Here is a 13,819-nt window from a genome sequence, read left to right on the forward strand (position 1 = left end):
TATTCGACTGACGATGAGCCCGACAGCCCGAAGTATAGGTCCGATGCGCTCTTGCGCGACTGCAAAGCGTCGGGGGAATGCGCGGGAAGCAGGCGGCAAAGGATGCGGCGAGAAAATGGCCGCGGCACAACACAAACGCAGCGCGCCATGTGCAAAGCGGCGGAGCACTCAAGGCACTCCGCCGCTTTTACCGTTTCGACAGGGCTGCTCCGCCGCCCCGCGCACACGTCACTGCCGCTCGACCGCCGGCGGCTGCCACGTGCCGTTGGTGGCCCCGGGCTTCGGCGCGTACATGCGCAGCACGAGACGGAAATCGTCCTTCGGCACCGGCACCCAGTTGGCGCCGCCGCGTGGCCGCTCCGCGCTCACGTGCACGTCGAGCGAGCCGTCGCGGTTGCGTCGCGCGCCGTTGCGGTCGCCGAACGCCACGCGCACGGGCGCGTCGCCGTCGAGCGCGCCGTCGGTCGTGTAGGCCGTGATCGACCAGAAGCCGCGCACCGGCGGAAGATCCTTCGCGCTGAAATGGATCACGTAGCGGTTCGCGCCGTTCAGCGTGTGGCCGTCGCTGTCCTGGGCCACGCGCGCGCGCGCTTCGTCGCGGCTCGTCGGCAGGCCCGGCGACGCGTACGCCGCATAGCCGCGCAACGCGTAGTCGGTGCCGTAGTTGCCCGCATCGTCGCCCACCCAGAGCCAGCCGTTGCCGGCCAGCAGATTCGAAGGTGGCGTGGCGATGCGCGCGCGGCCGTCCGCGTAGCCCGCTTTCACGACGGCGGCGTCTTTCGAACCCGACGGTAGTTGCGCGGGATCGCCGGGATGCACGCCGATGTCGCCGAGAATCTTGAGCGCGTGCGGGTCGTCGGGCACCGGCGCGTTGTCGTCCAGCGCGAGCGCGAGGCGGTCGAAGAAACCCTGGGCGTCGAGCGCCGCGACCTGCGCGGCCGGCGTGCCCGTGGCGACCGGATCGCCCGCGAGGCTCGCGCCCGTTTGCGCGTCGGCCTGCGCTGCGCGCTTGCCGCGCGCGTCCCATGCGGAAAGCGGCGCGACACGGATGCCGCGCTGCAGCCGGCGCGCGGCCGCGAGGTCGCCGCCGCCGCGCGTTTCGATGCGCGCGAGGAACCAGACGTAGCGCGTGCTCACGTCGATGCGCTTCGCGCGCGCGGGCAGCGTGCCTTTCCAGCCGGCGGGCACGAACGCAATCGTTTGCCCCTTCAGGCCGCTTACGCGCTCGTTGCCCTTCGTGGCCGTCGACCAGAGGACGTTGGTCCACATGTCGAGCGCGCGCGCATCCATATAGCGGCCGTGCGAGTCGGGCAGCGCGACGAGCACCGGCTCGCGGCTCACGTCGAGCCAGCCGGACGAGCCCAGCGTGTCGAGATTGGGCTCGGGCGGGCTCGAGGCGCCGACGGGCGGCAGCGACTGGGCGTGGCGCAATGTGTTCAGCGCGGCCTGGCCGGGCGCGTTGCCGGTGGCGGCCTCGCGCGAAATGTCCATCAGCACGAGCGGATAGCCGAACACATAGGAGTCGGACACTTCGTCCTTGACCCAGCCGTTGCTCTTCGGCGCAACGCCTTCGGGCGCCGACGCGCATCCGGCAATGAGGGCGACACCCGCGAATGCGGCGCAGGCGCGGAAAAATGAAATAGTTCGACGTTTTGTTGTCATTTGTAAATTATCTGCGAAGCGGGCGGTCCATGAATTGACGTCGACCGGCCTCCGACGCAGCGCGCCGGCCCCCCCGGGCCGCGGTCCAACGCGCGCAGCATGGTGCCAATGCCGCCGGGTGGTATCGTATCGCCCGCGTCGGCCCCTGAAAAGTCTGCTGCACGGAATTCTGCGTTGCGGCAGCCTTCGCCCTTGACCTTCCCATTATGGGAACGTAGATACTGCGTAACGTCGAATATTTATCGCGTTTGCGCGTCATCACCATGAACGACTTCCTCGCTACCGAAACTGCCGGGCGCGCCGCACAGCGCGTCGCGGAACTCGAAATCCGCGGCATGACCTGCGCCTCGTGCGCCATGCGGGTCGAGAAGGCGCTCGCGAAGGTGCCGGGCGTGACGCGCGCGTCGGTCAATCTCGCCACGGAAAAGGCCACCGTCGAGGCCAGCGCCGACGCCACCGACGCGGACGCAGCGAAAGCACTCACCCGCCAGCTCGTGGCCGCCGTCGAGAAAGCGGGCTACGAAGCCGAGCCCATTGAGGACGACAGCGCCGACGAATCATCGGCGGCCGATGCCAGCACCGCGAGCTTCGCCATCGACGGGATGACCTGCGCGGCCTGCGCGAACCGCGTGGAAAAGGCCCTCGCGCGCGTGCCCGGCGTGACGGGCGCGAGCGTGAACCTCGCGACCGAAAACGCCGCAGTGCGCCTCGAAGCGCCGCCCGACGCCGCCATGCGCGAGCGCCTCATCGCCGCCGTGCAGAAGGCGGGCTACGAGGCCACGCCGCTCGTCGAGGACGCGCCTGCCGCTGAGACAACCGCCGCAACCGGCACGACCGAAGCCACTGGCGCAGCGGGCTCAAGCGCAGCCGCCCCATCGCGCGCCGCCGCCGCGCAGAACGCCGCACGCCGCGAGTTGCGCGCCGTGCTGGCCGCCGCCGTGCTGACCGTCCCGCTCGTCGTGCCAATGTTCGGCCACTGGCTCGGCCTGCACTGGATACTGCCCGCGGCGGCCCAGCTCGTGCTCGCCTCGATCGTCCAGTTCGGCTTCGGCGCGCGCTTCTATCGCGCCGCCTGGAAGGCCGTGCGCGCGGGCGCCGGCAACATGGATCTGCTCGTGGCGCTCGGCACCACGGCTGCGTGGGGCGTGAGCGTCTACGCGATGCTCGCGCATCCGGGCGACGCCGCGCATCTGTACTTCGAGGCGTCGGCGGTCGTCATCACGCTGGTGCGCTTCGGCAAGTGGCTCGAAGCGCGCGCGAAGCGGCAGACCACGGACGCCATCCGCGCGCTCAACGCGCTGCGCCCCGAACGCGCGCGCATCCGCGAAAACGGCGCCGAGCGCGAGGTGCCGCTCGCCCAGGTGCGCGTGGGCGCCGTGGTCGTGGTGCGGCCCGGCGAGCGCATGCCTACCGACGGCGTCGTGCTCGAAGGCCGCAGCCACGTCGACGAATCGCTGATCACCGGCGAAAGCCTGCCCGTGCCGAAGGCCCCCGACGACGCCGTCACCGCAGGCTCCATCAACGGCGAGGGGCTGATCGCCGTGCGCACCACCGCCATCGGCGCAGAAACGACGCTCGCGCGCATCATCCGTCTCGTGGAAAGCGCGCAGGCCGAGAAGGCGCCGATCCAGCGTCTCGTCGACCGCGTGAGCGCCGTGTTCGTGCCCGCGATCCTCGTGATCGCGGCGATCACGCTCGGCGGCTGGCTGCTCGCGGGCGCGAGCGCCGAAACCGCGATCCTCGACGCGGTGGCCGTGCTCGTGATCGCCTGCCCCTGCGCGCTCGGACTCGCCACCCCGGCCGCGATCATGGCCGGCACCGGCGTGGCCGCGCGCCACGGCGTGCTGATCAAGGACGCCGAAGCGCTGGAAACGGCGCACGACGTGGGCGTCGTGGCCTTCGACAAGACCGGCACGCTCACGCTCGGCCAGCCCTCGCTCACGGCGTTCGAAACGGCCGGCGAGATCGCGCGCGCCGATGCGCTCATGCTCGCGGCCGCCGTGCAGCAGCACAGCGACCATCCGCTCGCCAAAGCCGTGGTGCAGGCGTTCGGCACCGGGTCCGCCGGTGCGGCGCTGCCCGCCGCCGCGCATGCGCGCGCGGTGCCCGGACGCGGTGTGGAAGCCGAAGTGAACGGCCGGCATCTCGCGATCGGCAGCGCACGCTGGCTCGCGGAGCTCGCGCTCGCCGTGCCGCCCGCGCTCGCGGCGCGCGCGCAGGCGCTCGAATCCGGGGGCAATACGGTGTCCTGGCTGATGGGCGCGCCTGCGCAAGCGCCGCACGGCCAGCAGCCCGATTCGACCTTCGCGGTGCTCGCGCTGCTCGCGTTCGGCGACACGGTGAAGCCGACCGCGCGCGACGCCGTGGCGCGGCTGAAGGCGATGGGCATCCGCAGCGTGCTCGTGACCGGCGACAACGCGGGCAGCGCGCGCGCCGTGGCGGCGCAGCTCGGCATCGACGAGATTCACGCGCAGGTGCTGCCCGACGACAAGGCGCGCACGATCCGCGACCTGAAGATCCGCACGGGCGCCGTGGTCGCGATGGCCGGCGACGGCATCAACGACGCGCCCGCGCTGGCCGCCGCCGATATCGGCATCGCCATGGCCACGGGCACCGACGTCGCCATGCACGCAGCGGGCATCACGCTCATGCGCGGCGACCCCGCGCTCGTGGCCGCCGCCATCGACATCTCGCGGCGCACATGGCGCAAGATCCAGCAGAACCTGTTCTGGGCGTTCGTCTACAACCTGATCGGGATTCCGCTCGCCGCCTTCGGACTTCTGAATCCCATGCTCGCAGGCGCGGCCATGGCGTTTTCGAGCGTGAGCGTGGTGACCAACGCGCTGTTGCTGCGCACCTGGCGCGAGCGCCACTGATTCCGGGGCGCGGTGGCTGCGGTGGGCGTGCTCCCCACCACCACGCGATCGGACTGCAAGATCGCGCGATGCGCGCACGACGCAAAAAGCCGGACGACGCATGACGCGCCGTCCGGCTTTTTTGATCGATACGCGAGCGAGTTACCGCACTTATTGCACGATGGTCGCGCTCTGCACCAGCGATTTCACGAGCTTGGCCGCGCCCGCATCCATGGACTCGGCAATGATCTGGCGGCGGATCTGATCCTTCACGTCGGTATACGCTTCCACTTTCATCGGGCGCTTGTCTTCGAGCTTGACCACCACCCAGGCCTGGCCCGACTGCACCGGCTGCGGACCCACGCCGCCCACGGGCAATTGCGCGAGCATCCGCGCGACGTCCACGGGCACGCCGCGCGTCTTGCCCTCGACCACGGGCGTCTTGAAGCTCACCCACGGCATTTCGCCGCCGTTCTCCTTCGAGGGCACGATGCTGTACTTGCGCGCGAGCGCGTCGAACGGCTGGCCAGCCTTCGCCTGCGCGATCACGTCCTTCGCGACCGCCTGATCGGCGAGCACGACGAACTGCGGCTTGTACTCGTATTTGCCGAGCTCGCCATTCACGCTGTTGTAGCGCGCCCGAATCTCACGCTCGGTGGGCTCCGGCACGTGCACGTTGTCCTGAAGCCACGAGCGGATCTCGACGTCCACCTTCTGGTCCCCGGCCACCTGGCCCACCTCGGGACGCTCGTCATAATGCGCGCGCACCGCCTGCTGGCGCAGCACTTCGCGGATGATCAACTGCTGCTTGATCGCCGCGCGCAACTGCGGCGTATCGACGTCGCCGCCGCGGCTCACCGCCACGCTCACGGCGCTGTCCATCGCGGCTTGCGGGATCTGCACGCCGTTGACCACGGCCACCGCCCCGGCGGGCAAGCCATTGGACGCGCCAGCAGGCGCATTCTGCGACGCGGCGCCGGGCAAGGCCTCGGACGCGGGCGCAGACAACGCCTGGGCGTACGTGATGGTGGGCAGCGCGACGCTCGACGCAGCCGAAACGAAGGCGCTCGCGCACAGCGTGCGCATCAGGGGGGACAGGCGGGACATCTCGATTCACTCCAATGGGTCAGGCCGGCTGGCCCGCCGCGCATTATCGCCTGCTTGAGCCAAAAAGCCGAAACGCCGGAATCTAGCGGATGTTTCGGCAGCCGGAGGTTAATTCTGGTTAAATGCGCGGGCAGGCACGCGCCAACCTTGACGCAAGTCAGCACAAAAATCGGCCCGCTTCGTGGCCGCGAGGATATTTCGTTTCAAGATCAACGCCTTGGCGTGGATGCGGACAGGTTGTCCACAGCCCTATCAACGAAATCTGGGGATAACCGCCCGCGCGCTTGCTCGATTGCGCGCGGTCAATCGCTCCGTTGCCGCATGGCCGCGGGCCAACGAGATGCTGCTACCTTGCGCCGTCGTTCTCGCCCGACAAGCCGCCCACGGGCGGCATTCAGGATTGTCATGACCCGATTCATCCGCTCGTCCGCTCCCGCCACGGCCACCGGCATGCGCATGCGCGCGTGGCCGGATGCGCAGCCACCGTCGATATCCGACCGGCCGACGCTGGTCGGCGTTCCCGCGCGCATCGTCTGCGCGGAGGGCCTGGCCGCTCAAGCCGTGACGCGCCACGGCGCCTGCGCGATCGACCTCGCGCGCACCGGCCCGCTGCCGGCCGGCGCCTGGGTGCTGGCATTCCGCGGCGCGGCGCGCGCGGTTATCGACGCCGAGCGCGCCCGCGACATCGACGTGGCGCTCGATGCGCTCGAAGCCATCGCCTGCGGCGAACTCGACGGCACGCACGCGTCGCCGGGTCTCGCGCACTATCTGACGCTCGTGAACCGGGGCGGCGCCCGCCGGCCCTTCCAGGACCGGTAAGCGCCGCGCGCCGGATCAGTTGCCCTGCGGCTGCCCGACCGGCGGCGTATATTGCGCGCCCGCGCCGTTGCTGGAATCGGAATCATCGTCGGGCGTGGGCGTCGGCGCGAGCGACGGTTCCTGCGGCGGATAAGGCGCCTGCTCCTGACGCGGCGGCTGCGATGGCTGCAACTGCTGCGATGGCTGCGCCTGCGCCGCCGAAGCGCCCGAGCTAACCGAAGAACCCGAAGCACTCGAAGCCCCCAGCACCGGCGGCTCGCCGAACATGCGCGCGATCTCGGGCGGCACCGGCGCCGCCGAGGCCCCCGAGGCCGCGCCCGCCTGCGCGACGCCGCTCGAAGGCGGCACCTCGGCGGGTTCGGGCGCTGGCGTAACGGCCGGCGCGCCCGGACGCTGCGCCGGGGCGCGGGCCGGCGCACGCGGCGCCTCGGCCGGCGTCTTCGAGGCGAACAGGCCGTCCATCCACGTCTTGAGCCGATCGCGGAAGGTCTCGAAGGGGCCCGGTGCGACTTCGGTGTCGAAGCGCGCACGCGGATCGACGACGCGCGCGCGCAACGCCCGCGAGAAGAAGTCGCCGACGATCGGCAGCGCGCTACGGGCGCCCTCGCTCTGCAGCGTGACGCGCCCGTCGTCGAAGCCCACCCACGCGCCCGCGACGAGCTGCGGGTCCATCAGGATGAACCAGCCGTCCGCGTTGTCCTGGGTCGTGCCGGTCTTGCCGGCCACGTCGGCACGAATGCCGAAGCGCGTGCGGATGCTCGAGCCCGTGCCGCGATTCACGACGTCGCGCATCGTGTCGAGCAGCGTGCGGTCCGCGGATGCGGAAAGCGCGCGCTCGGGCGAGGCACTCGCGAATTGCGCGAGCACATTGCCCTTGCTGTCCTCGATGCTCGTGACCATGCGCGGCTCCAGGTACTCGCCATCGTTCGCGATGGTGCTGTACGCCGACACCATCTCTTTGAGCGTGACCGGGCTCGTGCCGAGCGCGAGCGAGGGCACCGGTTTCAGCTCGCTGTCGCGCACGCCCATCGCGCGCGCGAGACGCGCGACTTTGTCGGGGCCTACCGCCTGCATGACCTGCGCCGTGATACGGTTGCGCGAGAACGCGAGCGCGTCGCGCAGCGTCATCGGCTTGTTGCTGGGCGGCACGTCGTCGTTGGGACGCCAGATCTCGCCGCCTTCGAGCGGCATTTCCACGGACCGGTCGATGATCGTATCGGTCGGCTTCGCGCCGTCCGCGAACGCGGCGCCATAGACGAACGCCTTGAACGTCGAACCCGGCTGACGCCGCGCCTGCTGCACGTGATCGAACGGCTCGCCGGCGAAGTCGCGGCTGCCCACCCATGCCTTGATCTGCCCGTTGCGCGGATCGATCGCGAGGAAGCCGGCCTGCACCGTGGTCTTGTCCTTGCACAGCGCGCGCATGAACGTGCGGTCGGCGGCGAGCTTCTTGAGCACGTCCTCGTCGCTTGCGCCCCCATCGCGAGCACTCTTGTAGTCCGGCGTCTCGCGCATGAAGGTCTTGAACAGATCGTTGCTCACGGTGCAACCGTTGCGCCCGCTCCACGTGCCATTCGCGATACCCTGCAACTGATTGGCTTGCAGCTTGAGCGCGGCGGTGGCCATCGTCTGCAGGCGCGAATCGATCGTTGTGTGAACAATGAGTCCATCGGAATAGATGTTGTAGTCGTTGCGGTCCGCCCATGCGATCAACCATTTGCGCAGCTGCTGCGCGAAATGCGGCGCGGGACCGGGCGGCTCGGTCTGCCGCTCGAAATCCAGACGCAGCGGCTTCTTCGAGAGCGTCGCGTATTGCGCGTCCGTGAGCTTGCCGTACTTCACCATCTGGCCGAGCACGGTGTTGCGCCGCGCGAGCGCGCGCTCGGGATTGATCACCGGGTTGTAGTAGGCGTTGCCCTTGAGCATGCCGGTGAGCGTCGCGCTTTGCAGCACGGTGAGCTGGTCCGCGGACACGCCGAAGTAGGTGCGCGCCGCCATCTCGATGCCGAACGCGTTGTAGAGGAACGGCACCGTGTTCAGATAGGTTTCGAGAATCTGCGGCTTGCTGTAGACGGCCTCGATCTTGAACGCGGTGATCGCCTCCTTGATCTTGCGCGTGAGCGTGGGCGCGCGGCCGATCTCGTCGGGATACAGATTGCGCGCGAGCTGCTGCGTGATGGTCGAGCCGCCCTGGCGGTCGCCCGAGAACGTATGCAGCGCCGCGCCGGCCGTGCGCTTGAAGTCGATGCCGTGATGCTCGTAGAAGCGGTGATCCTCGGTCGAGATCAGCGCATCGACCATGTGCGGCGAGATCTGCGAGAGCGGCACCCACTCGCGGTTCGAAGGCTTGAATTCGGCGAGCAGCTTGCCGTCGGCGGAAAGAATCTGCGCGGGCTGGTCCACGCGCGCCTTGCGGATGTCGCCGATGCTCGGCGTGAACGGAATCAGCACGAGCACGTAGAGCACGAGCGCCGCGGGTAGCGCGCCGATAGTGATGAGCAGGCCGCGCCGGGTGGGATGGCGCAGATGATGAAGGCCCTTGCCGAGCCACGGACGCACGAACGCGCAAACGCGCGACGTGAGGGGCTGCAGGCGGGAGGACCACTTCGCGGCTTGGGCGCGGATGAACGACACGGAACGCTTCACGCGGGCTTCAGGATCGGCTGGCAAAGGGTGCATCGTACCAAAACTGCCGCGCGCGCCGGCCATTGCGCCGAACCCGCAACGAAGCGCGCGCTCGCCGCCATTTATGACACGGCGATGAAATCTTTATTCCGGATCGAAGAAGAATCCTCTCCAGTCACAGCCGATTTTCCGGCGGCTGTCGATCCTTACACTCCTGACGCTGCTTGTCGGCTTGCCCGTGGGTCTGCGCCCGCGGCCAGCCCATTCCAGACGCCAAGAAAAAATCGCCTCAGGAGCTTTACACGTGAAAAAGAACATTCCCTCGACCGCCACGCTCGGCGCTGCAGTTGCCACCACCGTTACTGCCGCGCTCGGCCTCATCGGCGCCCTCGCCCCTGGCGCCGCGCACGCGCAAAGCTCGGTCACGCTTTACGGCCTGATCGACGCCGGCATCATGTACACGAACAACGTCGCGAACGGCAAGTCGGGCAGCGCGCTCTGGCAGGCGACGAGCGGCAACGTCAACGGCAGCCGCTTCGGCGTGCGCGGCAGCGAAGACCTCGGCGGCGGACTGCATGCCGTGTTCGTGCTCGAAAACGGCTTCAACGCGCAGAACGGCAAGCTCGGCCAGGACGGCCGCATGTTCGGCCGCCAGGCTTATGTGGGCCTCGCGAGCGACCCGCTCGGCACGCTCACGCTGGGCCGCCAGTACGACGAACTCGTCGACTTCGTCTCGCCGCTCTCGGCCACGGCGGGCACGTTCGGCGACACGGGCTTCGCGCATCCGTTCGACAACGACAACCTCAACCACTCGCTGCGCATCAGCAACGCCGCCAAGTACACGAGCAACAACTATGGCGGCTTCAAGTTCGGCGCGCTGTACGCGTTCTCGAACCAGCCCGACTTCGCCGCGAACCGCGTCTACAGCTTCGGCGCGAGCTACAACAACGGCCCGCTCGCCGTGGCCGCCGGCTATCTGCAGATGAACGGCACGCAAGGCGCGAACGCGAGCAGCCCCGGCTCGGTGGACCTCGCCGAGTCGACGGCCAACGGCAAGGGCGGCTTCTCGCTCGGCGCCGAGCGCCTGCGCTCGTACGGCGGCGGCCTGAACTATACGTTCGGCCCGGCCACGGCGGGCTTCGTGTTCACGCGCAGCGAGTACGCGGGCACGACCTCGTTCGGCTCGCAGGGCGGCGACATGAGCTTCAACAACTACGAAGTGAACGGCAAGTACCAGTTGAATCCGGCATGGAGCCTCGGCCTCGCCTATACCTTCACCGACGGTCACGTGGACCGCACGAGCTGGGGCGCCGATCCGAAGTGGCAGCAAGTGGACGCGCAGGCGGTGTATCGCCTCTCGAAGCGCACCGACCTCTACGCCGAAGCGATGTACCAGCACGCCACGGGCCACAACTACGTGGCGTTCATCAACACGGCGGGCGGCGCTTCGTCGACGGCGAACCAGGTCGTGGGCACGGTGGGGCTGCGCGCGCGCTTCTGACGCGCAACGCTAGACCAGCACGAGCGACAGCGCGATCGAAATCCACACCGCGCTCGCGCCCGCGAGAAAGGCGCGGCGCGCGAGCAGGAAGCGCGACTCGTCGCCGGGCTTCGCGGGCGAGGTGGCGAGCCACGGCACGCTGCCAAGACAGGCGAAGCCCGCGAGCGCGAGCACAACGATCACGCGGTCGCCGAGGCGCCACGGCGTGGGCTCATGCAGGCCCCAGTAGCCGAGAAAAATCATGCCGATGGAGAACATCGTCGATGCCGCCGAACTGAGCGCCACGACCGATCCGGTCGGAGATTGCATGGACTGCCTCCCCTCGCGCGAGACGCGCGTTGCGTGGGCCTGCTTTGTTGACTCGCCTGTAGAACACTCGCGGGCCATTATCGACGTGCGCGGCAGCAGCGGTAATGCGGGCGCCAGCGCCTGCAAACACCCAGCTCAGGCCGTGGGCCGCACCATCTGGAACATCTCGCCGATCTGTGCGTAGTCCGCGCGATAGCCCGCGCGCATGATGGGCTGCGCGGCGTGGGTGTCGAAGAGCCCTTCTTTCAGATACTGCTGCTGGATGTGCACGCCGACGACCTGGCCGAGCGCGAGCCAGTTGTCCATGGGCGAGCCGTCGAGCGCGGTGAGGCGCACGATCTGCAGCAGCTTGCATTCGAGCGCGGCCGGCGCCTCGGCCACGTGCGGCACCGCCACGTTGCGGCCCGGCGCGGGCGTGAGGCCGGAAAGCGCGAACTCGTCGACATCGGCGGCGACGGGCGCGGAGCTCTGGTTCATCTGCGCGGCCAACGGACGCGACGCGAGATTCCAGACGAACTCGCCCGTGGCCTCGATATTGGCGATGCTGTCCTTGCGGCCTTCGCTGCAAAAACCGATCATCGCCGGCGACGTGGCGAACGCGCCGAAGAAGCTATACGGGGCGAGGTTCAGCACGCCGTCGGGCGAGCGGCTCGAGATCCAGCCGATCAGGCGCGGCGCGACGATCGCCTTGAAGGGGTCGTGCGGCAGGCCGTGGCCGGCGGCGGGGTCGTAGAAGTAGGTGTCGGACATGGTGAACGGTGGGGGACTTGCGGCTCACACTATGACATGGGGCGGGGGAAAGTGCTGGGGAGTCCGGAGCGGTGCGATGCGCTGGAAGGAGTGTTTATCCACAGATTTTCTGGACAGCCCTGTGGGCAACACCGGGAAATCGAAGTCAGGTGTTTGATCCGAAAGGACTAAGCACTGGATACCGCATCGTAGGCTCGGCACGAACCCATATGACGGTAACGCTTCCCCAACGGACCTGAACCCCGCGCCACAAGGCTTTGCGATCCGCGTGCGGGGAAAAAAGTATTCCCCACGGCCCCACAAATATCATTCCCCTAACGTTTCCCATGGCGGGGACGGTCCTGTGTATTAGACAGGTGTCTTGTAAAACTTTCAAACGAGTGCCAGTCAGGGGGCACGCTGACAAGTCACTTGTACACGAAAAGCGCGTACAGCCCATCTGTTCACGCTGCGCTGCACACGAACCGGCACCCGTCATGGGGATTCCCCACGCTTCAGCATGAGAGGGTCATGCAGTCCTTCATGACCTCGGCCGCAGACACAAAATGCCACTGCCGGAATTCCGGGTCGTAGACGGCGGCATGCTGGCGATCACCGAGGCATAGCCGGACGCTGTTGCGTCGCTGATTCTCAACGCCTCCACCGCCCGCACCGAGAAGCCACGTTTCGCCCCTGATAGTTCGGGATTTCGCGAGATATCGACGAGTGCATCGAAAGGCGACGGGTAATAACGCAGCGCCGCCTGGCCGTCAAACATCGAACAGCCGTGGTAGCTGGTCTTGCCATCGCCCTCGTCAAAGGCAATGACCCAGGCAAGCGGGTCACGCTGACCCGTCTTGTTTAGTTCTACCATTTAATTTCCCTTCAGTTGGTTTCCGCGTTTGATGATAGGGCTACTGGGGAATCACAGGATGTGATTTCCTGCTGGGGCAATCAGTTGTCGTACACGACGTGTTCAACGCGAAGCCCTTCCGAGGTTTCAAGTATGTCTGCATGGGCGGAAATCTGACACCACATGACGTTCGGCGGCCAGTTCTCAGGTTGCGGCTTGGTCCGGTCTTCCACGGAGACGGTAACGGTGCCGTCACGCGGAGATACGCCAATAGGTTCGCCCATGTAATACAGCTCGTGATTCACCCGGTAATACCCTTGGCCGTAATACCGGAAGAAGTCATCCTTCAACGCAATCACCTTGCCATCAAGATAGACCGCACCACCTTTCCTGACGAGGGGGTAAAAGTCCAAGCCGACTCGTTCCTCAATTACTACATAGTGGTTCCGCTTGATATCGGCCTTGATATCCTCCTGGAGTGTGCTGGTCATCCGCTCCATTTTTCCGAAGTACGCAGTACGAATATCGGCAGGAATGCACGCAAAAGCTGACTGACTGGCAAGCACTCCAAAGCATGCTGCTGAAATCCACTTCTTCATCTTCATTGGTTTCCTCATCTTCATGAAAATCACACCCTGTGATTTTTCCGGCGCGCTCGTTGCCGAAGGCGCTGTTCTTCAGCCTTCATCGCCCGCTGGTAGGCTTCCATGCGCAACCACGCATCGGCAAACCGCACGTCCGGGCGCTTCCGGTTCGGGCTGATCCGCCACGGCCTGCCCTGCCTCTCGTACCAGCGCCACACTGCGGCTTCGCAGATCTCCTGCTCGGTGTCGGGACAGGTCCCGTCGATCACGTCTTCGAAGTGCAGCGCATGGGCAACGCTGTCCACCCAATGCATCCAGAGATCATCAGCGATAAAGCCCACCGTGAACCCCAACTGGATCAGCGGAAACTGCACCCATCGCGGATCGCCCAGGTCCTGGGCCGCAAACCATCCTACGATGTTCGTGTAGACGGCCAGCATGAACATGGCCGCCCACAGGAACCTGATAAAGGGTGGAACCAGCAGGATGCGGTTCTTGGGTGGCCGTCTCGGGGTCACGACGAACCTCCATGAAGCACTCGCCAGCATTCGTGCAGAAGCTGTTTGTGTCTGAAGTATCTGACGGCGAAGAATCCGGCACTGCCGACTATCGCCACGACAAGGCATGCGGTATCCAGTCCATTCCACCCTGGAGTCGTATCCAGCAGCCCCAGACCGAGCGTGAGCAGGCAGACAAACAGCACTTGCGCAAGGGGGACCATGGTGTATCCGTAGCTGTCCTTCCAGGGCAATTCCACTCCCTGCGGTTCCTTTAT

12 protein-coding genes are annotated in these 13,819 nt (G+C 67.1%); 3 read left to right on the plus strand and 9 right to left on the minus strand.

All coding sequences use genetic code 11. The features are described from left to right. Positions 1 to 228: 228 nt before the first annotated feature. Positions 229 to 1,662 carry a DUF1254 domain-containing protein gene (locus U5775_RS31360; RefSeq protein ID WP_322062009.1) on the minus strand — a complete coding sequence of 478 codons (1,434 nt, stop codon included), beginning with the start codon at positions 1,660 to 1,662 and terminating at the stop codon, positions 229 to 231. A 263-nt stretch (positions 1,663 to 1,925) separates the two neighbouring features. Between U5775_RS31360 and U5775_RS31365 the strand changes: the two genes are divergently transcribed. Further along, positions 1,926 to 4,538: a heavy metal translocating P-type ATPase gene (locus U5775_RS31365; RefSeq protein WP_322062010.1), complete on the plus strand. Its 2,613-nt coding sequence runs from the start codon at positions 1,926 to 1,928 to the stop codon at positions 4,536 to 4,538. Between the two features lie 150 nt (positions 4,539 to 4,688). Here the strand turns inward: U5775_RS31365 and U5775_RS31370 are convergent, their stop codons facing one another. Continuing rightward, positions 4,689 to 5,624, minus strand: coding sequence for a peptidyl-prolyl cis-trans isomerase (locus tag U5775_RS31370; RefSeq protein ID WP_322062011.1), 936 nt, complete (start codon positions 5,622 to 5,624; stop codon positions 4,689 to 4,691). A gap of 405 nt (positions 5,625 to 6,029) precedes the next feature. On the opposite strand from U5775_RS31370, the gene U5775_RS31375 reads away from it, so the two are divergent. Next, the gene (locus U5775_RS31375; RefSeq protein ID WP_322062012.1) at positions 6,030 to 6,443 is read left to right on the plus strand and encodes a HypC/HybG/HupF family hydrogenase formation chaperone; all 414 of its coding nucleotides are present in this window, start codon (positions 6,030 to 6,032) and stop codon (positions 6,441 to 6,443) included. 15 nt (positions 6,444 to 6,458) lie between these two features. On the opposite strand, the gene U5775_RS31380 is transcribed toward U5775_RS31375, so the two are convergent. Beyond that, a complete protein-coding gene (locus tag U5775_RS31380) occupies positions 6,459 to 9,122 on the minus strand; it encodes a penicillin-binding protein 1A (RefSeq protein WP_322062013.1) in 2,664 nt (887 codons plus the stop codon). Positions 9,123 to 9,447: 325 nt separating this feature from the next. Between U5775_RS31380 and U5775_RS31385 the strand changes: the two genes are divergently transcribed. After that, complete coding sequence (locus U5775_RS31385; RefSeq protein WP_322062022.1) at positions 9,448 to 10,569, plus strand: porin; 1,122 nt, start codon at positions 9,448 to 9,450, stop codon at positions 10,567 to 10,569. Positions 10,570 to 10,578: 9 nt separating this feature from the next. On the opposite strand, the gene U5775_RS31390 is transcribed toward U5775_RS31385, so the two are convergent. The 6 genes from U5775_RS31390 to U5775_RS31415 form a co-directional block, all read right to left on the minus strand. After that, positions 10,579 to 10,878: a hypothetical protein gene (locus U5775_RS31390; RefSeq protein ID WP_322062014.1), complete on the minus strand. Its 300-nt coding sequence runs from the start codon at positions 10,876 to 10,878 to the stop codon at positions 10,579 to 10,581. Between the two features lie 135 nt (positions 10,879 to 11,013). Continuing rightward, positions 11,014 to 11,628, minus strand: coding sequence for a flavin reductase family protein (locus U5775_RS31395; RefSeq protein WP_322062015.1), 615 nt, complete (start codon positions 11,626 to 11,628; stop codon positions 11,014 to 11,016). Positions 11,629 to 12,148: 520 nt separating this feature from the next. Beyond that, positions 12,149 to 12,481 carry a hypothetical protein gene (locus U5775_RS31400; RefSeq protein ID WP_322062016.1) on the minus strand — a complete coding sequence of 111 codons (333 nt, stop codon included), beginning with the start codon at positions 12,479 to 12,481 and terminating at the stop codon, positions 12,149 to 12,151. Positions 12,482 to 12,561: 80 nt separating this feature from the next. Beyond that, complete coding sequence (locus tag U5775_RS31405; RefSeq protein ID WP_322062017.1) at positions 12,562 to 13,065, minus strand: hypothetical protein; 504 nt, start codon at positions 13,063 to 13,065, stop codon at positions 12,562 to 12,564. Between the two features lie 23 nt (positions 13,066 to 13,088). Then, on the minus strand, positions 13,089 to 13,562 hold the full coding sequence (locus U5775_RS31410) for a hypothetical protein (protein WP_322062018.1): 474 nt from the start codon (positions 13,560 to 13,562) through the stop codon (positions 13,089 to 13,091). After that, positions 13,559 to 13,819 (minus strand): hypothetical protein (locus U5775_RS31415; RefSeq protein WP_322062019.1); only part of this gene is annotated, 261 nt, incomplete at its 5' end. The genes U5775_RS31410 and U5775_RS31415, both read right to left, overlap by 4 nt.

Origin of the sequence: Paraburkholderia sp. J63 (genome assembly GCF_905220245.1) — a bacterium.
Taxonomy (GTDB): Bacteria; Pseudomonadota; Gammaproteobacteria; order Burkholderiales; family Burkholderiaceae; genus Paraburkholderia.